Annotated in this window: 19 protein-coding genes and 1 tRNA gene; 12 read left to right on the forward strand and 8 right to left on the reverse strand. The window is 42.9% G+C overall.

Annotation, left to right across the window (positions count from 1 at the left end; all coding sequences use genetic code 11):
• The first annotated feature begins 324 nt into the window (after window positions 1-324).
• Window positions 325-1,002 (forward strand): DUF421 domain-containing protein, encoded by a 678-nt coding sequence (locus tag F891_RS04940; protein WP_005104681.1) that lies wholly within the window; start codon window positions 325-327, stop codon window positions 1,000-1,002.
• Here the strand turns inward: F891_RS04940 and F891_RS04945 are convergent.
• The 3 genes from F891_RS04945 to F891_RS04955 all read right to left on the reverse strand — a co-directional run bounded on the left by F891_RS04945 (window position 999) and on the right by F891_RS04955 (window position 4,375).
• Complete coding sequence (locus tag F891_RS04945; RefSeq protein WP_005104682.1) at window positions 999-1,700, reverse strand: HAD family hydrolase; 702 nt, start codon at window positions 1,698-1,700, stop codon at window positions 999-1,001. The genes F891_RS04940 and F891_RS04945 overlap by 4 nt on opposite strands.
• A gap of 148 nt (window positions 1,701-1,848) precedes the next feature.
• Entirely contained in the window at window positions 1,849-3,000 is a 1,152-nt protein-coding gene (locus tag F891_RS04950; protein WP_005262410.1) for a porin, read from the reverse strand.
• A gap of 136 nt (window positions 3,001-3,136) precedes the next feature.
• A complete protein-coding gene (locus tag F891_RS04955; RefSeq protein ID WP_005104684.1) occupies window positions 3,137-4,375 on the reverse strand; it encodes an MFS transporter in 1,239 nt (412 codons plus the stop codon).
• A gap of 136 nt (window positions 4,376-4,511) precedes the next feature.
• Here F891_RS04955 and F891_RS04960 point away from each other — a divergent pair, with 136 nt between their 5' ends.
• The 5 genes from F891_RS04960 (at window position 4,512) to putP (ending at window position 9,269) form a co-directional block, all read left to right on the forward strand.
• Window positions 4,512-5,141, forward strand: coding sequence for a 1-acyl-sn-glycerol-3-phosphate acyltransferase (locus F891_RS04960; RefSeq protein ID WP_005104685.1), 630 nt, complete (start codon window positions 4,512-4,514; stop codon window positions 5,139-5,141).
• A gap of 63 nt (window positions 5,142-5,204) precedes the next feature.
• The gene (locus F891_RS04965; protein WP_005104687.1) at window positions 5,205-6,122 is read left to right on the forward strand and encodes a patatin-like phospholipase family protein; all 918 of its coding nucleotides are present in this window, start codon (window positions 5,205-5,207) and stop codon (window positions 6,120-6,122) included.
• A gap of 102 nt (window positions 6,123-6,224) precedes the next feature.
• A complete protein-coding gene (locus F891_RS04970) occupies window positions 6,225-6,698 on the forward strand; it encodes an NfeD family protein (RefSeq protein WP_005104688.1) in 474 nt (157 codons plus the stop codon).
• Window positions 6,699-6,710: 12 nt separating this feature from the next.
• Complete coding sequence (locus tag F891_RS04975; RefSeq protein WP_004279377.1) at window positions 6,711-7,565, forward strand: SPFH domain-containing protein; 855 nt, start codon at window positions 6,711-6,713, stop codon at window positions 7,563-7,565.
• A 213-nt stretch (window positions 7,566-7,778) separates the two neighbouring features.
• Window positions 7,779-9,269, forward strand: a complete 1,491-nt coding sequence (putP, locus tag F891_RS04980) for a sodium/proline symporter PutP (protein WP_005262418.1) — start codon at window positions 7,779-7,781, stop codon at window positions 9,267-9,269.
• An 83-nt stretch (window positions 9,270-9,352) separates the two neighbouring features.
• Here putP and F891_RS04985 read toward each other — a convergent pair whose 3' ends face one another.
• Both F891_RS04985 and prpF read right to left on the reverse strand, forming a co-directional pair.
• Window positions 9,353-10,261: a polyprenyl synthetase family protein gene (locus tag F891_RS04985; RefSeq protein WP_005262419.1), complete on the reverse strand. Its 909-nt coding sequence runs from the start codon at window positions 10,259-10,261 to the stop codon at window positions 9,353-9,355.
• A gap of 225 nt (window positions 10,262-10,486) precedes the next feature.
• Window positions 10,487-11,677 carry a 2-methylaconitate cis-trans isomerase PrpF gene (gene prpF, locus F891_RS04990; RefSeq protein ID WP_005262420.1) on the reverse strand — a complete coding sequence of 397 codons (1,191 nt, stop codon included), beginning with the start codon at window positions 11,675-11,677 and terminating at the stop codon, window positions 10,487-10,489.
• 332 nt (window positions 11,678-12,009) lie between these two features.
• Between prpF and F891_RS04995 the strand changes: the two genes are divergently transcribed.
• From F891_RS04995 to F891_RS05010, 4 genes are all read left to right on the forward strand, one after another.
• On the forward strand, window positions 12,010-13,365 hold the full coding sequence (locus F891_RS04995; RefSeq protein ID WP_005262421.1) for an amino acid permease: 1,356 nt from the start codon (window positions 12,010-12,012) through the stop codon (window positions 13,363-13,365).
• Between the two features lie 88 nt (window positions 13,366-13,453).
• A tRNA-Arg gene (locus tag F891_RS05000) sits at window positions 13,454-13,529 on the forward strand.
• A 337-nt stretch (window positions 13,530-13,866) separates the two neighbouring features.
• Window positions 13,867-15,195: an OmpP1/FadL family transporter gene (locus tag F891_RS05005; protein ID WP_004783080.1), complete on the forward strand. Its 1,329-nt coding sequence runs from the start codon at window positions 13,867-13,869 to the stop codon at window positions 15,193-15,195.
• Between the two features lie 321 nt (window positions 15,196-15,516).
• Window positions 15,517-16,734 carry an OmpP1/FadL family transporter gene (locus F891_RS05010; RefSeq protein ID WP_004783082.1) on the forward strand — a complete coding sequence of 406 codons (1,218 nt, stop codon included), beginning with the start codon at window positions 15,517-15,519 and terminating at the stop codon, window positions 16,732-16,734.
• A 70-nt stretch (window positions 16,735-16,804) separates the two neighbouring features.
• Here the strand turns inward: F891_RS05010 and thrH are convergent, their stop codons facing one another.
• On the reverse strand, window positions 16,805-17,422 hold the full coding sequence (thrH, locus tag F891_RS05015) for a bifunctional phosphoserine phosphatase/homoserine phosphotransferase ThrH (protein ID WP_005262422.1): 618 nt from the start codon (window positions 17,420-17,422) through the stop codon (window positions 16,805-16,807).
• Between the two features lie 204 nt (window positions 17,423-17,626).
• Between thrH and F891_RS05020 the strand changes: the two genes are divergently transcribed.
• A complete protein-coding gene (locus F891_RS05020; RefSeq protein WP_005262423.1) occupies window positions 17,627-18,361 on the forward strand; it encodes a phosphoadenylyl-sulfate reductase in 735 nt (244 codons plus the stop codon).
• Between the two features lie 464 nt (window positions 18,362-18,825).
• Window positions 18,826-20,208: a WS/DGAT/MGAT family O-acyltransferase gene (locus F891_RS05025; protein ID WP_005262424.1), complete on the forward strand. Its 1,383-nt coding sequence runs from the start codon at window positions 18,826-18,828 to the stop codon at window positions 20,206-20,208.
• Window positions 20,209-20,416: 208 nt separating this feature from the next.
• Here F891_RS05025 and F891_RS18040 read toward each other — a convergent pair whose 3' ends face one another.
• A complete protein-coding gene (locus tag F891_RS18040) occupies window positions 20,417-20,590 on the reverse strand; it encodes a PA1571 family protein (protein ID WP_005262425.1) in 174 nt (57 codons plus the stop codon).
• A 132-nt stretch (window positions 20,591-20,722) separates the two neighbouring features.
• The gene (rng, locus tag F891_RS05030; protein WP_004646221.1) at window positions 20,723-22,177 is read right to left on the reverse strand and encodes a ribonuclease G; all 1,455 of its coding nucleotides are present in this window, start codon (window positions 22,175-22,177) and stop codon (window positions 20,723-20,725) included.
• Window positions 22,178-22,192 lie beyond the last annotated feature (15 nt).

The following is a 22,192-nucleotide window of genomic DNA, read 5'->3' on the forward strand; positions in this document are numbered from 1 at the left end:
AATTTCTAAACACTCCCAGGTATTCAAAACACATTATTCAGAATTTATATTGATAGATTTCAAATGGATAATAATTTTATAGATTTAAAAATAGACAGCAAAGAATGTGATCTTCTTCAAATTTAATCTGCTGATTTTTTATGCGTTATTTACATGAAATCTCTATCTTATTTTGAATAAATTAAATAGCTGTATTTTTAAGCTCAAGCTTCTTTTTTAAATAGAATCTATCTTTATTCATAAACTTACATAAACACAGCAGCAAATAAAATACTGATATTGCTAGACTCGAGCCAAAGAGCAAAGTAAGGATAAAGAATTTAAATGGACTGGGCGACCATATTTATAAATGACACCACTTGGGAGTTTACCGCAGAAATTTTGCTGCGTTGTGCCCTGATGTACACGATGATTATCCTGTTTCTGCGTCTGACCGGAAAACGCGGGGTACGTCAGCTTTCCATCTTCGAAGTCGCTATCATTTTGAGCTTGGGTTCGATTGCCGGTGACCCGATGTTTACCGAAGATATTCCCCTGATTCAGGCAGTTCTGGTGATGTCGGTGATTATTATCATGTACCGCCTGACCACCTGGCTCATGATGAAATATCAATGGTTTGAAGACCTACTGGAAGGTAAACCGATTTATATCGTAGAAGATGGCGTGCTGGTCGTTGAAGAAATTAAAAAAGGTAAAATGTCACATGATGAATTCTTTGCCGAAATGCGCCAGCAAGGTGTAGAACATCTCGGTCAGGTACGCACCGGTTTACTGGAAACTGACGGTAAGTTCAGTATCCTGTTTTTCAAATCGGATGAGGTTCGGCCTGGGCTGCCACTTTTTCCTAAAAGCTGTTCTATAGTGCAACAGGTTAAGGCGGGGCAATTATATGCCTGTATTTACTGTGGGCAGGTGCAAACCCTTACGCACGCCGATCAGCAATGTCCGCGCTGTGATTCTGCGCAATGGGCCGAAACGATTGACTGTTTAAGAATAACTTAAGCCTGATTCAGTAACTGCAAATGCGCAAAAATTTCCGGCAGTTGCTGAATTTTATATTGGATATGTTCAGCATCTGCATGAAAGCCTTGCATCCATAATGCATGCATTCCGGCCTCTGTAGCTCCTTGTACATCATTAATTGGATGGTCGCCAATATATAGGCACTGTGTAGGTTGCACGCCTAGACGCTCTGCTGTGATCTGGAATATTTCCGGCTGTGGTTTGTTAAAACCCACTAGTCCCGAACTGATGATCTCATCAAAATAAGGTTCAATACCCAAACCCCGAATCGTATTCAAACGGGTGTCATGTCCGCCATTGGAAACAATGGCTAGCTGATAACCCTCATCTTTCAGCTGCGTTAATACTTGCTCTGCTGCCGGCATTTCTACGGCGAAACGGCCAAACTGGCTAAACCAGAACTGGGCTAGTTCTTCTATGCTAGGAGGATTTAACCAGTGTAGTTCCTGCAATAATGCATAAGCAGCCGAAGCCCCGATACCACCATGGGTCAGCAATTCTTTTTTAGGATAACCACCATTATCGATGCGCCTTACAATCTCGATAATTTTGTCAGGCTCGACCTGTGCCAATGCTGGCGCATAATATTCTGCCAGATAACGGCTATAGGCCTGTGCAGTCAGATCACGATGGGTCAAGGTATTGTCGAGGTCAAATAAAACAGCTTGAATAGGCATAATTTTCAAAACGAAATGCTGAAACTTTCAATCATGTTAACAGCCCGAAACTTGTTAGATCAGACATAAAATTGCTAAGTTTTGTTGTTTTAAGCATAAAAAAAAGCGATGCCAAAGCATCGCCTTTTCTTAGCTTACAAAGTCTAAATTAGAATTTGTATTCGAAACCTGTGCCGACAAGAATCTGTTTGTCTTCGTCAGAGCCTTGTTCAACCGTCAGATAACCTGCTGTACCATACACTTTCACCTGTTTAGAGAATGCATAGTCAACACCAGCAAGGATTTGGTTTACTTCAAAATCTGGACTTGCATTATTGAAAGTTACATCGCTATAGCTATATTGACCTTTTACTGTCCAGTTTTTTGCATTTGGCAAGTTATATTCCGCACCAATCAACCATGCTTGCGCATCATCAATAGTTGCTGCTGCAGCTTGGTTCGCTGTCGGGCTAGCAGAGGCATTTTCAATATCAGAATTTTGATATAGCGCACGTAGTGATAAACCATTATCTAAATTGATACGTCCAATTGCACGAATTGTATTTGCTTCTGCTATAACATTACGACTTGCTGTAACATCTTGACCTAAAAGTGGAGGTGTATTGTCTGCATTTAAGAAGCCACGACCTAAAAAGCGTGATGGAATCGCTTTGTCATAACCTAAGCCAGCAACGAACGTTTTGTCGCTATAAACAACTGAAGAAGACCAAGAATCACCTAAACCACGGCCAGCAACTGTATAACCACCTTTCGTCGAGTTAATAGTGTCGTTACCTTCACCTGTAGCAAGCTGTAATTTAGCTTCAAGCTTACCTTCACCCACATTGAATGCAGGAGTTTCATAAACAAGTACATTATCGATACGGTTTTCACCAGCCATGATACCTGCGACATCAGCATTATTAGCTACATAGTTATTAAATGTATCTACTACAGATGATAGTTGTTTTACTGGAGTATCAATTTTACCGGCTTTCAGCGTACCCAACTTCTCATCTTTAAGGCCAATTAAAAGATTACGCGGTACAAATGTATCTGTACTTCCACCATTGTCTACATAGAAGGTAAATTCAGCTTGATAAAGCGCACTTAAACGGTCTGTTAATTTTTCATCCCCTTTTAAACCCAAGAATGAGTTATTAGAGTTCAGGTCAGTAATATGACGATCTTCTACGCCATTTTTATTATCTGCTTGTACATGATCCAGAGAAAGATCAATCTCACCATAGAAAGTTGGTGCTGCAAAAGTTGTCCCCGCCAAAAGGCTGAATGCAATTGCTGTTGCTAACTTAGTTTTCATCAAAAAAATCCTTAATTTATTTTGTAACAAATAATACACACGGCGCTTATATTACAAAATTATTAAATTAATATTTATATATTCTATTTAGTACTTTAGGCTAATATTTAACCAAACAATTGATTATTTAGAAATTTTATACTTTTTCTTCAATTTTCATCCATCGGAAAATTGGAATTAAACAGATAATTGCCACAATTACGATCAGGTTTAGATAATTTTGATAGCCTAAAGCATCTCCAAAAATGCCACTCAGGCTATAAAGTCCTCCACTCACCGTAGCCATCAGTGCCACCTGAAAGGTAAAATCTGTCCCAGCCAGATGCTTGCGACTATATTGCATGACCAAGGTCAACATGACCACCAAGAGCATGGCAGAAATCATGTCTTCAGCTGCATTGACCAGATATATCATCCAGTTTTGTACTTTACTTTGCCCTTCATAGTGGGCAGCCAGCCAGGCGTAAGCCATTAAGCTTAATATTTTTAAAATTGAGAAAACAATCAAACTCGAGCTGCGCGACCAGTATTTCAGACACCAGCCCGCCAGTCCGGCCCCAATCAAGGCAGCCAACGCTCCCAGCATGGTGACATAAAGACCAATCTGGCTAAAGCTCAGTCCGAGATCTACCATTAATGGTTTTAATAAAGGCCCGGATAAACCATCGGCGATTTTAAAGGTCAGTAAAACCAGAAGCCACCTCGCCAAGGTTATATTTGACCAGAAGTATTGAAAATAGGTTTTAATATTACTGAGCACAGGTCCTTTATTAGATGGCGTAATAATTATTGAATGCTGAGGTTCTCTAAAAAGTAAAATGGGTAAAGTATTAAGAAAGACCAAAGCCGCCAATAATAGAAAGGTGGCTTGCCATTGCAGCAGATCTAACAACCATAATATGGCCCCGCCTCCGACAATGAATCCCAGACGCGAACCGATAACCTGAAAGGTATTGCCCCAGTGTTGCTGTTCATTTTTCAGAATATTGACTGCCAGTGCATCGGTGGCAATATCCTGCGTCGCGCCAATGCCATTCATCAGTAAAAGCGTGATAAAAAACAGCGCTAAATACAGCGGCTGATTCAAGGCCTGAATCGGTAGAAATGAAAGTCCAATCAATACGGCAACCGACAGCCATTGCAAGGGAATAATCCAGCTACGGTAATGACCTTTTGCTCTCGATCCATAACGATCAACCCAAGGTGCCCAAAATATTTTGATCGACCAGGGCAGCATCAACAGACCAAAACCACCAATATGCGCCAGTGATACCCCTTCAGCCCGAAGAATCACCGGTAAGGCATGCGTCATAAACCCGACCGGAAGCCCCTGTGCCCAATACAGCGAAAACAGTAAAATATAGGTATTCCGCATAATCAAGCCAAGTCCTTCAGGTAAAAATGCTCAACAGCATTCAAGATGCTATACATTTTGCCAATGATCCGGATTTTACAACAGTCTAATATGATCAAAAATAAAGAAAAATAAGTTTCAGGAAGAGACAGCAGCAATGACTCAGACACGTTTTCCCCAACTCCCGCCACATGTGCCAGCCCGTGGCAGCAAGCTGAGCAGGGCTTTCTTCAGGCGGCTTTTCCTGGCCCAAGGCTGGCGTCTTGAAGGCGAATTTCCGGATTTGCCCAAAGCGGTGGGAATTATTTCTCCGCACACCTCCAATATTGATGCATGGCTGGGTTTTAATGCACTGCTCGGTCTCGGCATCCAGATTAAAATTTTTGGTAAAGACAGCCTGTTTCGTACACCGCTGAAGCCGGTTCTGGAATGGATTGGTGTGGTTCCGGTGGTACGTGATAGTCCACAAGGACATACCCGACAGATTGTAGACATCATTGAAAAATCGCAGCAGATCTGGGTCGGTATGGCACCGGAAGGTTCACGTAAGGCACCGGATAAAATTCGCAGCGGTTTTTATCATATTGCCAAGGCAGCCCATTTGCCGATTGTGATGTTTTCCTTTGATTATGATATCAAGACCATTCATATCCTGGGCGTATACCATCTGACCGGTGATTATGAATACGACCTGGAACAGATTTATCAGCATTATCAAGGTAAATTCTCGGCCAAAAATCCGGACTGGGTGGCCAAGCCGTTACAAAAGCCTTTGAAAAAAGACTAGGCAAATACGCCTTTTTTTGATGTGATAGCCTGAATCTTGTTGATTTAATCACCAGTTTTTATAATGAAATTAGCCCGTTATGCCTTAATTGGCTGCCTTGGATTCAGTCTTGCAGCCTGTGACAAAGCCACTAAAACACCTACGCCTGCCACGCCATTAAAAGCCCGTGAACCTGTCGTCGCCATTGCCCTCGGTGGCGGCGGTGCCAAAGGTTTTGCCCATATTGGCGTCATTAAAGTGCTCGAATCACACGGCATCAAACCGAAAATCGTCACCGGTACCAGTGCCGGTAGTTTTGTCGGTAGCCTGTATGCCAGTGGCAAATCGCCTTATCAGTTACAGCAGATTGCCCTGAATTTTAAAGAATCTGATATCCGCGATTTAACCTTGAACCGGCAAGGGATTATTGCCGGACAAAAATTGCAGGATTTCGTCAATAAGAATGTGGCGAACAAACCAATTGAACAATTCCCGATTCGCTTTGCTGCTGTTGCCACTCGTCTGGACAATGGCCGTAAAGCTGACTTTATTAAAGGCAATGCCGGACAGGCGGTCCGAGCGTCCTGCAGTATTCCGAATGTGTTTGTGCCTGCAGTGATTGGTGGAAGCAAATATGTCGATGGCGGTCTGGTCAGTCCGATTCCGGTCAAGACCGCCAAAGATATGGGAGCAGACATTGTGATTGCCGTGGATATTTCTGCCCGTCCGGATGGTAATAAGGCTCTAAATATGTGGGGCGTACTAGATCAGACCCTGAATATTATGGGACAGCAAAGCATTCATGAGGAACTGAGTCAGGCCAATGTGGTGATCCAGCCCAAAGTCGGCCATATTGGTACTTTAGACCTGAAAGCCAGTAATGCGACCATTCTGGAAGGTGAAAAGGCTGCTCAGCTGAAAATCCGTACTATTGAAAAAGCCATTAGCAACTTCAAGCAGTCTCCCGCGGCATTTAAACCGCCACGTCCGGCAAAATTTTGATGCATGAATTTTTTATATTCATCTGCGGCCGCATCTGCTACATTGAAGATCAATCATATAAAGATGATGATTAATTAAATACTTAGCGATATAGGTCACGATATGGAATTAGTTCTTGAACCTTGGCACTGGTTTGTATTAGGCATCCTTCTGATTCTGTCGGAATTACTGCTGCCCGCATTTGCTGCCCTGTGGTTCGGGATCGGTGCCATCATGGTTGGCGTCCTGTACTGGATGTTCCCGATGATGGGACTGACGACCCAGCTCCTGACCTGGATCGTACTTTCTGTTCTGTGTACGCTGCTCTGGTTTAAGTTTATCAAGCCACTTTCCATTGATAAGACCAAAGCCGGTCTATCGCGTGAAGCGACCATTGGTCAGGTGGGCATGGTGATTCAGACTAATCTGGATCATGGGCAAATCCGGGTGCGCTTTCCGATGCCAGTTTTAGGTTCGGATGAATGGGAATGCCGAACTCTGGACCCAGTTCAGGTCGGAGACCGCGTTCGCGTCGTGGATATTCTGGGTAATGACCTGGTCGTACAACCTCACAGCACGAATTATCAAAATCAATAAGGTGAATAAGCTATGTCTGGTGGTTCTATCATTGTTATCGCGTTTCTGGCCTTTGTTGCGATTACCATTTTTAAAGGTGTGCGGATTGTGCCGCAAGGCTACAAATGGATCGTACAGCGTCTGGGTAAATACCACACCACCCTAAATCCGGGCCTGAATTTTGTCATTCCTTATGTCGATGAAGTCGCCTATAAAGTCACAACCAAAGATATCGTTCTGGATATTCCCTCACAGGAAGTGATTACCCGTGATAACGCGGTTCTGCTGATGAATGCAGTGGCCTATATCAACCTGACCACACCAGAAAAAGCCGTGTACGGGATTGAAAACTATTCCTGGGCGATTCAGAACCTGGTACAGACTTCACTGCGTTCGATAGTCGGTGAAATGGATCTGGATGATGCACTATCTTCACGTGATCATATTAAGGCACGCTTGAAATCCAGTATTTCCGATGATATCTCGGACTGGGGTATTACCTTAAAAACTGTAGAAATTCAGGATATTAAACCTTCTATTACCATGCAGACTGCAATGGAAGAACAGGCAGCAGCTGAACGTCAGCGTCGTGCGACAGTCACCAAAGCTGATGGTGAAAAACAGGCCGCGATTCTGGAAGCGGACGGCCGTCTGGAAGCCTCTCGTCGTGATGCTGAAGCGCAAGTGGTACTGGCTGAATCTTCACAACGTGCAATCGACATGGTGACTTCCGCCATTGGTGATAATGAAATTCCGGTCGCCTATTTACTGGGTGAACAGTATATTAAAGCCATGCAGGATATGGCCAAGTCGCCAAATGCCAAGACTGTGGTCCTTCCTGCCGATGTATTAAATACGATCCGTGGTGTCATGGGCCGACCTAACTAATTTATCTTTTGACTTTATATATAGGCAGCCCGAGGGTTGCCTATTTTTATTCGCGCAAGAAAATCTCAGCAAAGATTGTGAATTTATGGTTAAATTTCGCGTTTATTTTTGAAATCTACTGGATTTGATGTTGCTTGGCTTTCGGATTAAAGCTTTTCGCAGCTGTCTTATTCCTTGTTTCGATCTACTGTCCAACTTAAAAATGGATACCGTATGAGCTCCCTAAATCCAACCTTAATTACTTTTCTTTTCTATATTGTCGCAATGGTGGTGATCGGCCTGATGGCTTATCGCGCGACAAGCAACTTTTCCGATTACATCTTAGGGGGCCGACGTTTAGGGAGTTTCGTAACTGCACTTTCTGCAGGGGCTTCCGACATGAGTGGCTGGCTACTAATGGGCCTGCCCGGTGCGATTTATCTTTCCGGTCTGTCTGAGATGTGGATTGCCATCGGCCTGATTATTGGTGCCTGGCTAAACTGGTTGCTGGTTGCTGGCCGTTTACGCGTACATACCGAAGTCCAGCACAATGCCCTGACCCTGCCGGATTATTTCTCGAATCGTTTTAACGACCAGAAGAAAATCCTGCGTATTGTTTCGGCTTTCGTGATTCTGATTTTCTTTGCGATTTACTGTGCTTCCGGCATGGTTGCAGGTGCGCGTCTGTTCGAGAGCATGTTTGACATGTCTTACAGCACCGCGCTCTGGATCAGTGCCATTGCCACCATCAGCTATGTATTTATTGGTGGTTTCCTGGCTGTGAGCTGGGCCGATACCATTCAGGCGGGGCTGATGATCTTTGCCCTGTTGCTGACGCCAATCGTAACGTTAATGGCGTTCTCGGATATGTCCCAGGTGACTTTGGCACTGGAGGCTGCTCGTCCTCAAGCAATGAATATTCTGGGTGATCTCAGCCTTGTTGCGATTATTTCTCTGCTTGCCTGGGGTCTGGGTTACTTTGGCCAGCCGCATATTCTGGTGCGCTTCATGGCTGCAGATTCAGTCAAATCCATTCCAAATGCACGTCGTATTGGCATGACCTGGATGATTCTGTGTCTGGGCGGTGCAGTCGCAGCCGGCTTCTTCGGTATTGCTTATTTCGAGCAGCATCCAGAACTGGCAAGCGTGGTGAATGCCAATCCTGAAACCGTATTTATGGAACTGACCAAAATCCTGTTTAACCCATGGATTGCAGGTGTAGTTCTGGCGGCGATTCTGGCGGCAGTAATGAGTACTTTAAGCTGTCAGTTATTGGTCTGTTCAAGCACCTTGACAGAAGACTTCTATAAATCTTTCCTGCGTAAAAATGCCTCGCAAAAAGAACTGGTCTGGGTTGGCCGTTTGATGGTACTGCTGATTGCCTTGCTGGCGATCTGGATGGCGGGTAATCCTGAATCTAAAGTTCTGGGTCTGGTGGCTTATGCCTGGGCAGGTTTTGGTGCCGCTTTTGGCCCGCTGATTATCCTGTCATTGTTCTGGAAACGCATGACTTTGAATGGTGCTTTGGCCGGTATGATCGTGGGTGCAGTCGTGGTTATTTTCTGGAAGAACCTGTTTGCTGACACTGGCCTGTATGAAATCGTTCCTGGCTTTATCTGTTCAATGCTGGCGATTGTGGTGGTGAGCCTGATGGGCAAAGCGCCAACAGCAGAAGTGACTGATCGTTTTGAAGAAGCTGAACGCCTGTATAACGAAAGCAAATAATTCTGTATCAACTAAAAAGAGGACTTCAAGTCCTCTTTTTTTATGCAGTTACTTTAAACTTTTTTAGAAAAATAATTTTTCAATCAGCTTTTGCGCGTGAGCAGGAACTGGGTAATTTGCATCAACTCTTCCGCCTGACCTTCAAAATGGTTCAAGGCATTGATCGCCTGATCATGTAATTGCTGGGCATAGGCTTTGGCCTGCTCCAGCCCCATCAATGCCGGATAAGTCGATTTTTCTACCTGTTCATCCTTGCCGGCTGTTTTCCCTAACACTTCGGTATCAGAAATAATATCCAGAATATCGTCCTGTACCTGGAAGGCCAGACCAATCGCCTGTCCGAACTCACGTAATTTAGGAATGGCCAGATCGGTGCCTTCAAAGATTGTCACCGCCGCCATCATGATCGCAGCACTAATCAAAGCACCGGTTTTATTACGATGGATGGTTTCCAGTGCTTGCTGATCGATTTTCTTGCCTTCAGACTGCAAATCTAAAACCTGACCATTCACCATTTTCGAAGAGGCTGTCGCCAGAATCTGCATCTGCTTCAGTACAATGGAAGCTGCTACCGCTGGCCCCTGATCAAACAGACGGCTACCCAAAATTTCAAAAGCCATCGATTGCAGGATATCACCTGCCAAAAGCGCGGTATCTTCCCCATAAGCTACATGACATGTCGGCTGGCCACGGCGCAGCAAATCATTGTCCATACACGGCAGATCATCATGGGCCAATGAATAGCAGTGAATAAACTCGATCGCAACCGCTGCACGGCGTACTGCAGCACTATTCTGGTTTGGTTTTAATGCAGCGGTGGCATAGCATAGCGCTGGACGTACTCGTTTACCACCCAGCATCACAGCATGATGGACTGCCGACCTTAACGGTTCTGGAATGGCAAAGGCTTCCAGAGCGGTCAATAAATCCTGTTGAATGCGGTGTTGTGCTTGAGTGAGTGCATGGGTTGATACGTCAGTGATAGATGACACATTCGCCTCGAATACGTAGTCCAGAAGAATAAAATGACAAGCGAATAAATGCCTGTACGCTGATCAGGCATTGTACCTAGAAATGCCTTGAATTTTCAGCCATAAATTGAATTGTTCTGCTGAAATTTGCTATTCAACATCAAATAAGCAAGTCAGAGATTTTAAACCATAAAAAAACCACCGCAGAACCGGTGGTTTTATTCAGGTTAAATGTATGCACAGCATTTAAACGAGAACATCTTCTGGTACGCGCACCCAGCCTTCCATCAAGACGCGGGCACTCCGGCTCATGATGGCCTTTTTCACTTTCCACTCACCATTTTCAAAACTTGCTTGTGCACCGACTCTCAACGTCCCGGAAGGATGACCGAAACGCACCGCTTCACGCTCTACTCCGCCTGCGACCCGGTTCACCAGTGTTCCGGGAATTGCTGCAGCTGTACCAATCGCCACCGCAGCCGTACCCATCATGGCATGATGGAGTTTACCCATAGACAAGGCACGAACCAGAATATCGGTATCTGATTCAGTGACAGTTTTGCCACTTGAAGAGGTATAGCTACTCGGTGGTGCAACAAAGGCAATTTTTGGAGTATGTTGTCGGGTTACGGCTTCTGCAATATTCTGAATCAGTCCCATCTGCTTCGCCGCATAGGCACGAATTGTCTCAAATTTTGTCAGGGCTGCCACGTCATTATTGATATGATCCTGAAGCTCGGTGCCCTTATAGCCTAGATCTCCCGCATTTAAAAATACCGTCGGAATGCCGGCATTAATCATGGTCACTTCGAAACTGCCAATATTGGGAACTTCCAATGTATCGACCAGATTGCCTGTTGGAAACATCGAACCGCCTTCAGCATCGTCATCAGCTGGATCCAGAAACTCGATCTGCACTTCGGCCGCAGGAAAGGTTACGCCATCCAGTTCGAAATCACCCAGCTCCTGCACTTGACCATTTCGCATCGGTACATGTGCAATAATGGTTTTCTGAATATTGGTCTGCCAGATGCGTACCGTGCATAACCCATTTTCAGGAATACGTTCGGCATCGACCAGACCATTGGAAATGGCAAATGCCCCCACTGCCGCGGTCAGATTGCCGCAGTTGCCACTCCAGTCTACAAAAGGACAATCAATTGACACCTGACCAAATAAATAATCGACATCATGATCAGCTTGCAGGCTTTTTGACAGAATGACCGTTTTACTGGTACTGGAACTGGCACCACCCATACCGTCGATCTGTTTCCCATATGGATCTGGGCTACCAATCACGCGTAGCAAAAGCTGGTCACGAATCCGGCCAGGCTGTTGTGCTTCTACAGGCAGGTCATCCAGCTTAAAGAAAACACCTTTACTGGTGCCTCCACGCATATAGGTTGCAGGAATCTTGATTTGGGCGGCAAAACTCATGAATTATTTCATCCTTTGACTTGTCTTTGTTTTCGTACAGGTTATTCAATATTTATATTCAAAGTATAGTATGTTGAAAGCAGAACTGCTTGGCTGCCAGACCTTAGTATAAAAAAACGGCATTTGTATTTTATCCAAGAAAATAGAGAACTCATCAGTAACAGTTTCAATAAAATTAATATATTGATTCATTTATATTTTATTTCAGTTATTTATATGAATAATTTTTATCATTCCTCCAACAATATTTCATTCTTAGGATGGACTAGGCTTCTTTAGTCTGATCAATTACAATCAGCCACTTCTCATTTTCCATTGTCGGGCTGAACACTTTGAATAACGAGTCTTCACAACTTCAGCGTGGCTTAAAGAACCGTCATATTCAGTTGATCGCCATGGGCGGTGCAATTGGCACAGGCTTATTCTTAGGTTCCGCACAGGTGATCCAATCTGCGGGTCCTTCTATTATTTTAGGCTATGCCATTGGGGGCCTGATTGCATTTTTAATCATGCGTCAATTGGGTGAGATGATTGTTCATGAACCTGTCGCAGGTTCATTCAGCCATTTTGCTTATAAATACTGGGGCAAATTCCCTGGTTTCCTTGCGGGTTGGAACTACTGGATTTTGTATATCCTGGTGGCCATGACCGAACTTACTGCGGTTGCGAAATATATTAACTACTGGTGGCCTCATATTCCAGCCTGGGCATCGGTATTGTTTTTCTTTATCGTGATTACACTGGTCAACCTCGGCAATGTGAAATTCTACGGTGAATCAGAATTCTGGCTTTCCATCATTAAAGTGACTGCGGTCATCTCGATGATTGTCTTCGGTTTATATCTAATCTTGACTGCAGATGCTTCCTCGACTGCGTCTTTCAGTAATTTATGGACTGCAGGTGGTTTCTTCCCGAATGGCTTTGAAGGTCTGTTCTTCATGCTGGCCTTCCTGATGTTTGCCTTCGGTGGGATTGAACTGATCGGTATGGCAGCAGCAGAAGCTGAAAATCCAGAGAAGACCATTCCGAAAGCGATTAATCAGGTGGTGTTCCGTATCCTGATTTTCTATGTGGGTGCATTGACGATTCTGTTATCACTGGTGCCTTGGAATCAGCTTGAGCTAGGTGGTCTGGACAAAAGTCCGTTCGTGATGATTTTCAGCCAGCTTGGCATTGACTGGGCAGCACACTTACTGAACTTTATTATCCTGACAGCAGCATTGTCTGTGTATAACAGTGGTATGTACGCCAACAGCCGTATGCTCTATGGTCTGGCTCAGCAAGGAAATGCACCTAAAGTCTTCATGAAAGTGAATAAACAAGGTACGCCAATTCCTGCTGTATTGTTCTCTGCCGTGCTGATTTTCGGCTGTGTGCTACTTAACTACTTTGTGCCTGAAGATGCCTTAAGCCATCTGATTTACATCGTAGTCGGTGCATTGGTATTGAACTGGGCCATGATTACCCTGACCCATCTTAAGTTTATTCAGAGCATGAAAAAGCTGGGACAGAAGACTTCTTTCCCTGCGCTATGGTCTCCGGCGGGCAATATTCTGGTTCTTGGTTTTATTCTTACGATTCTTTACATCATGTGGACGCAAGGATTCCAGGAATCTATTTTGATGATCCCGCTTTGGATTGTAGTTATGCTTGGTCTGTTTAAGTTACTTAAGCCTAAAAATACCTAGACAACTCCTGTAGCTATGAGTCCTTAAAAGTTATTGCTTCGGCAATAACTTTTTTTTGTATTTTTTACAGTACAATAGCCTTCTTTTCGCGCCCTTAGCTTAACTGGATAGAGCAGTTGCCTCCTAAGCGACCGACGTGGGTTCGAGTCCCGCAGGGCGCACCATCCTTTCAAAATGTGATCTATACCTCAAAAAATTAGCGTTAATCTTCATATTTTTAGAATATTTTTTATACAAAAAGTCATTTTTTCTTCATTATTTTATTTCTTTTACTTTCAAATACTTATTTCAAAATGAGGCTATTTTTTGGTGTAAAAACTCTATTTTGATGCTTTTTTAGACTAATGAGTTTTTTCTAGAGCATTTACTCTTATTTTAATTGTGCTATTTTTGTCACATGGAGTAACAAATGATTGCGGATAAATACCCGAAATCTCCAAGAATTTAATAAGTGCAAACAACAACGCTAGATATAAATTTGTACCTCAAGGAAAGACGTAAATGAAATTAAAAACATTAACTACTGCAATGATTCTTGCAACTGTACCAATGACGGGTGCTTTTGCAGCAGCTCTAGATCGTTCAGGCCAATCTATTGCAGCCTTCCTACAACCTGGTAACTATTTTGAAGCAGGTATTTCTGTTTTAGATCCATCTGTATCTGGTAAAGCTAATGCAGGTTATACACCTAACGCTGCTATTCCTGCAGCTTTAGCTGGTCTTGAGAATACCTCTCTATCAGACATGGGCGAAGATTATTACTTCCCAAGTGCAGCATTAAAGTTTCAAGTAGCTGATAAATTATCAGTGGGTCTTTTATACGATCAACCTTTTGGTGCTGATGCAGCCTATTCAGTTGGTGATGCTGGAGCAAACCCAGCATTAGCAGGCTTGGGGCTTCCAGCTGCATTATTTGCTGGACAGGGCTTATTGCATGATGGCCAAGAAGCAACTGAAGTAGAAGTTACAACCGAAAATTTAACGTTCCTATTAGGTTTCCAACCAACTGAAAACTGGAATCTATATGGTGGTGCGGTATACCAGACCGTTAAAGGGAATGTTCAACTACGTGGTACCGCATACGGTTCTACTATTGCATTAGGCCAATATAATGCAGATATGAAGAAAGATTCTGCAGTAGGCTGGATTGCAGGTTTAGCTTACCAAATTCCTGAAATCGCATTAAAAGCATCTTTAACGTATCGCTCTGAAATTGATCACGAAGCAGCAACGAATGAATATGGTACAAGCTTAATTTTAACTGGTTTAGTTCCTGGACCAGGTGCGGTATATAACGAAAACACTACTACCAAAATTACAACTCCACAATCTGTAAACCTTGATTTCCAAACTGGTATCATGGCTGACACAGTCGCTTTTGCTAATGTGCGCTGGGTAAACTGGGAAGATTTTTCAATTCGTCCTGAACAGTTTGGTACAGTTTCAGAAGCTTTAGGTGCCGCAGGCTTAACCCCAGATAATCCAAATGGTTTTGACTTAGTGGGTTATACAGATGATCAATGGTCAGCTACTGTAGGTGTAGGCCGTAAATTTAATGAAAAATGGGCAGGTAATGTCTCTGTAGGTTGGGATTCAGGTGCAGGCAACCCTGTTTCAACTTTAGGTCCAACTGAAGGTTACTGGAACGTTGGCCTAGGTCTACAATTCTCACCTGCTGCAAACTACTTTATCGCTGGTGGTGTGAAGTACTTCTGGTTAGGTGATGCTAAAGCTCAACCTGCATCAATGTTTGGTACAGGAAACTCTGTGGCACAATTTGAAGATAACCATGCTTTAGGTTATGGCTTAAAAATGGGCTATCGCTTCTAATTCCTGTTAGTTAATAAAAACCACCTTCGGGTGGTTTTTATTGTCTCATTTATATTTTTATACACCCGTATACTATTCGATGCTTTTATCACCAATCAAATTTTGCCTAAATTTTGTTTTTAATATATTTTGATAAAAATTATTATTTGTTTATTTTCATTAAGTTAATCAAAAAAATATAGTATAAATACTCTAAGCAATCATTTTTTATAACCGCCATAGTTAATTTCTTGGACGAAGTGGAGCATTTACTCTTTTTAAATTTGTGTTACTTTTCCACAACTTTTATTAATATTTATGCAACATTGTCAAGGATGAGCCATGAAGCTTAAGCCAATCTCTATCGCTATTCTTCTTTCTAGCCTGCCTACTTCTCTCGTGTTCGCTGCCGGTTTAGACCGTTCAGGCCAGTCTATTCAGGCTTTTTTACAACCTGGTAACTATGCAGAAGCAGGAATTTCTGTTCTTGATCCAACTGTGAAAGGGACATCTAAAGTATCTGCTTTTGAAGGTGAAAAAATTAACGACATGGGGGAAGATTACTATTTCCCCTCTGCTGCAATTAAAGTTCAAGCAACAGACAAAATTTCTTTAGGCTTGATCTATGATCAACCTTTTGGAGCAGATGCAACATACGCTGAAACTGCTGGTTCTTTTGGTAATGGTGTAGAAGGTACATCAGTTGATGTTGACACACATAATTTAACTGCCCTCATTGGTTATCAACCTACAGAAAACTGGAATTTCTATGCTGGTCCAGTGTGGCAAACTGTTGAGGCTGATATTAAATTACGGGGGGGTGCTTATTCTTTATTAAGTGGCTATAACATTCAGCTTAAACAAGAAGAAGCCTTTGGATGGCTTGCTGGATTTGCTTATCAAATTCCTGAAATTGCATTAAAAGCTTCTGTTACCTATCGTTCAGAAATTAAGCATAAAGCAAAATCTTCTGAACAGTCTGATTTAGCTCTTTTAGGACAACAACTTCCTGATGCAGGTCATCCTTTAAGTCCAGCAAAACCATTATTGGCGACTTTAGGTGAAAGAGAAAGTACTGTAGAGGCGGTTACACCTCAGTCGGTAAATATTGATCTGCAATCAGGTGTCGCTCAAAATACTATTGCTTTTGCAAATCTTCGTTGGGTTCATTGGGATCAATTTGCTGTAACACCATCTTTACTCGCTCAAGCTTCAGCCTTGGCAAAAGGAAAAGCACAAAATCTGATCGATTACTCTAATGATCAATGGTCAGCAACAGTCGGTGTAGGTCGCAAATTCAATAATAAATGGTCAGGTTCAGCTTCTGTAGGTTATGACTCAGGTGCAGGCAACCCTGTAACGACTTTAGGTCCAACTGAAGGTTACTGGAATGTAGGCTTAGGTGCTCAATATAGCCCTGCTGAGAATTACTTTATTCAGGCTGGCGTAAAATATTTCTGGTTAGGCGATGCCCAAGCACAAACTGGCGGTACTATTGTAGGTGATTTTGAAGACAACCATGCCATGGGTTATGGCCTAAAAATCGGCTACCGTTTCTAAGCAATAAAGAGTTTTACTCTAATAAAAAAAGGCACCCTTTGGTGCCTTTTTTTAATTTCAAACTTAAAAATTAAGCTGGAATATTACGTACCGATGCATTACGGATTGCTTCTTTCAATGCGTCATAACCATAAATTGGTGGGAATTGCGGGAATTCAGCAATCACATTTTCAGGCGCATCAAATAGGAAACCATGATCTGCTTCACCTAGCATCGTGGTATCATTATAAGAATCTCCTGCTGCAATCACACGGAAGTTCAAGCCATGTAATGCTTTTACGGCTTGACGTTTTTGGTCCGGCTGACGAAGTTTATAAGCCGAGATCATGCCTGCTTCATCTGTTTCCAGTTTATGACAGAAAATCGTCGGCCAATCCAGTTGCTTCATCAATGGATGTGCAAATTCATAGAAAGTATCTGAAAGAATAATTAATTGAAAATGCGTACTCACCCATTTCACAAATTCTTTTGCTCCTGGGAACGGCCCCATTTCTGCAATCACTTCCTGAATATCGTTCAAGCCTAAACCGTGCTGTTTTAAAATATTCAGACGTTGGGTCATCAGTACATCATAGTCAGGAATGTCACGAGTCGTCGCTTCAAGCTCTTTAATACCGGTTTTTTTGGCAAAGTTAATCCAGATTTCTGGAACCAACACGCCTTCTAAATCTAGACATACGACTTCCATGAACATTCCCTCTGAGTTGTATTGAAAAAATTTTGCACTATCATAGCTGAAGCAACAGATTTTGTACTGTACTTTTTTAAATCTATTTTTTTCATAAGTATTTATTTTTTAGTGATAAGTCAACTAAATCAATTCTATTAAAATAGATGTGAAATTAATTAATATAGGCTATGTCCTTTCCAAGCCTATATCGCCAGGACTCTCATGACCATCATTCCTACTATTGATCGTATTGATGCGTTTGCATCTGAATATGCAGATAAATCGCCCAATGAAATTTTGGCACTTGCACTGAGCCAGCAGGGTGAAATTGCGATTTCATTTTCTGGTGCTGAAGATGTTGTATTGATTGATATGGCGTCGCATCTCGGTAAACCGTTCCGGGTATTCAGTCTGGATACTGGCCGCCTACATGCAGAAACCTATCAATTTATTGAACGGGTGCGTAAGCATTATAATATCGAGATTGAAATCTGTTTCCCTGAAACAGATGCGGTACAGAATTTAGTCACCACCAAGGGTCTATTCAGTTTCTTTGAAGATGGCCATCAGGAATGTTGCGGTATACGCAAGGTTCAACCGCTACGTAAAAAACTGGCCACGCTGGACGGCTGGATTACCGGTCAGCGCAAAGACCAAAGTCCGGGTACACGCAATGAAATTCCTGTGGTTCAGGCCGATCCAGGTTTTTCCGGTCCGGGAAAGCAGTTGATCAAGTACAATCCTCTAGCCAACTGGTCCAGCGCGGATGTCTGGAGTTATATCCGTATGATGGAAGTCCCTTATAATGCCTTGCATGAAAAAGGTTTTGTTTCAATTGGCTGTGAACCTTGTACTCGCCCTGTGCTGCCAAATCAGCATGAACGCGAAGGCCGCTGGTGGTGGGAAGAAGCCACTCATAAAGAATGTGGCTTACATGCTGGCAATCTAAAAAAATAAAGTTAAGTTTTATCGCTCCTATTGATTGAAAGGCTATTTTTTTAATAAAGATAGTCTTTTTTAATTGATAATTTTACATTTAGTGACAAGATAGAAATTACCTTTTATCGGGATAATATTATTTTAATTAAAGAATTGATAAAATTTTAGCTCATTGATTTATTTGCATAAAATGTGAAATTAAACACAATGCTATTTCTCTAATAACACATAATTATTAAGTTACACTCCACTTCGCCTAGAAAATACTATTTTTAGAAATCTATTTTAAAACTAAAATTTTCACATTTCATAAACTTAGGAAGATATTTTGTTCTTGTCAATAGCCACTTTTTCACAGTTGAGGCAAGATAAAGCAGTTCATTTATATGCTAAAAAAGATATACTTTAAAAACTAAAGTAATAATTCTAACAAGGCTTTTTAGCAAAAAAGCCATAGAGAGTGCAGTGAGGCAATCCACGCTATGCGTCCATTACATCCAATTGATTTTATTTTCTTAACTTTAGAGAAACGGCAGCAGCCTATGCATGTAGGTGGACTATTTTTATTCCAAATTCCCGACAATGCGCCAGCTTCCTTTATTCAGGATCTAGTCACGGATATCCAAAATTCGAAATGCTCTCCAATCCCACCTTTTAACAATTATTTAAACGGCCTGTTTTGGGATGAAGACCAAGAATTTGATTTAGATCATCATTTTCGTCATATTGCCCTGCCAAAACCGGGCCGTATCCGTGAATTGCTAACCTATATTTCTCAAGAACATAGTGCCCTGATTGATCGTGCCAAACCTTTATGGACCTGTCATATTATTGAAGGCATTGAAGGAAACCGTTTTGCCATGTATTTCAAAATTCACCATGCTATGGTGGATGGAATCGCTGGCATGCGTCTGGTAGAAAAGTCGCTTTCACATGATCCAAATGCCAAGAGTATTGTACCGCCATGGTGTGTGGAAGGCCCACGTGCCAAACGCCTTAAAGCACCTAAAGTGAACAGGTTTAAAAATGTCCTGCAGACCATTAAGGGGCAACTGGAATGTGCGCCACGAGTTGCTTATGAACTGTCGCAAACCGTCATGAAAGATATGGGACGCAATCCGGATTATGTATCCAGCTTTCAGGCGCCAAGCAGTATTCTGAATCAACGCGTCAGTGCTTCACGTCGCTTTGCAGCCCAGTCTTTCGAATTTTCACGTTTACGTCATATTTCTAAGGCATTGGGCGTGACCATTAATGATATCGTACTGGCCATTTGTTCAGGTGCATTACGTGAATATTTATTATCGCAAAATGCCTTACCGAAAAAACCGTTAATTGCCATGGTTCCAGCTTCGGTTCGCAGTGATGACTCGGATGTATCCAACCGTATTACCATGATTCTGGCCAATTTGGGCACACATAAAGAAGATCCGCTGGAACGTCTCAAGATCGTACGCCGCAGTGTACTGAGTGCCAAAGAACGCTTCAAACGTATGAATGCCAATCAAATCTTGAACTATAGTGCTTTTGTCTATGGTGCAGCGGGTCTGAACATTGCCTCCGGTTTAATGCCGACACGTCAGGCGTTTAACGTGATTATTTCCAATGTACCTGGACCACAAGAGCCCCTTTACTGGAATGGTGCACGTCTTGAAGCACTTTATCCGGCTTCTATCGTACTGGATGGTCAGGCTCTAAATATCACCATGACCAACTATCTAGACAAACTGGAAGTCGGCTTGACCGCATGTCGTAATGCCCTGCCGAAAATGCAGAACTTGCTAACACATCTGGAAGAAGAAATTCAACGTTTTGAACTTATTGTAGATGGCGAACCTGTCCCAAAGTTACGGGCGGTAAGCTAGCCGCGGATAAGTAAATAAGATAGATGGACTGCCAAAGGTGCTGATCATTTTTGCCAGTCCTTGAACACAGAATAAAGGGACCGATCCGGTCCCTTTGCTTTATTTTTTGAAATCTTTTTAAATTATTTTAGAACTTTTGGAAGACTTCTCGATTTAAACATCTATCCAAATCATTTTTTGATAAGTTAGAAACAATACACAAATACAATCAGCTTTTAATGGTACGGCACTGTTGTAATAATTGATGACAGACGTTACGGATCATGGTTGCGGTAATCTGAACTTCATTACCGCGCTCATCGACGATATATCCCGCATGTACAGTCTTTGGTTCTAATACGTGTTTTAGGCCTTTATGGATTACTGCTTTACTCATACTCATCACACACTCCTTTTGCTAAGCCTGAAACTGGGAGAAACGGCTTTGGCTAATTCATGCATCTAGTATTGTAAATAAAGGCCCGATTGTAAAATTTCAGATGTAACAAGTGTTTAACGATATTCTGTTACAATTTCAGCTGAGAATGATATCGTATTGCTCTTGCGTATACAGATTTTCCACCTGGAACTTAATCACGCGATTAATGAAATGTTCTAGATCAGCGACTGCAGGCGCTTCTGCTGTTAATAAACGATCAATAACAGCCGGATGCGCAACGACAGTAAAGCCACTCTGTGACTCATAAGCACGAGCATAACGCAGAATCTCCCTGAATATTTCGTAACATACTGACTCGGCTGTTTTGACATAACCGCGTCCTTGACAGGTCGGACAAGACTCGCACAGCAGATGTTCCAGCGACTCACGGGTGCGTTTCCGGGTCATTTCCACCAAGCCCAGTTCTGATACCTGAGTAATCTTGGTCTTGGCGTGGTCACGTTCTAACATGCGCTCAAACTGTTTCATCACTTCTTCACGATGCTGCGCTTCCTGCATATCAATGAAGTCGATGATAATAATGCCGCCGAGATTACGCAGCCGTAACTGACGCGCGATAACATCCGTCGCTTCCATATTGGTTTTAAAAACCGTATCTTCCAGCGAACGTCCACCAACATAAGAACCGGTATTGACATCAATTGTGGCCATGGCTTCCGTCTGGTCAATCATCAGATAACCGCCAGACTTCAATGCGACTCGAGTTTGCAATGCCTTTTGCAGGTCTTCTTCGACATTATACAAGTCAAAAATTGGCCGCTCGCCCGGATAATGCAGCAAACGGTCTTTCATATTCGGGACAAATTCTTCGACAAATTCCTGCAGCTTGGCATGAATTTCACGTGAATCCACGTAAATTTTAGCAGTTTCTTCATTGGCCAGATCACGAATCACCCGTTGCGGCAAAGGCAATTCTTCAAAGATCAAAGACGGTACTGCAATAATCTTTTGCTTGCGCTGGATATATTCCCAAAGCTTGGCCAGATAAGCCATATCCTGTGCAATGGCTTCTTCTTCAATCCCTTCTGCCGCAGTACGTACAATCACTGAACCTGGCAGCTTATGTTCTGCCTGAATCCGCTCAATGATCGAACGCAAGCGATTGCGCTCTTCCTCGGATTCAATCCGTTGCGATACACCGATATGATTGCCATATGGCATCAGCACCAAATAACGCGAAGGAATAGAGAGATCGGTAGACAGGCGTGCGCCTTTGGTACCGAGCATATCCTTCATCACCTGAACCGTGAGGACTTGTCCCGGTTGAAGTAGCTCAAAGACATTCGGCGTCGGTTGATTGCGGGGCCAGACCATATCATTGATATGCAAAAATGCCGTTCTGGACAGGCCAATATCCACAAACGCAGCCTGCATACCCGGCAAGACCCGTACCACTTTGCCTTTATAGACATTACCGACCAAGCCACGCTTGGCCGTACGCTCAACAAACAGTTCATTGACCGTGCCGTTTTCAATCAACGCGACCCGACATTCCATCGGCGTGACGTTAATCAATAACTCGTCAGACATAATTACACTCAAAAC

It is taken from the genome of Acinetobacter sp. CIP 101966, from assembly GCF_000369725.1.
Taxonomy (GTDB): Bacteria; Pseudomonadota; Gammaproteobacteria; order Pseudomonadales; family Moraxellaceae; genus Acinetobacter; species Acinetobacter lwoffii_Q.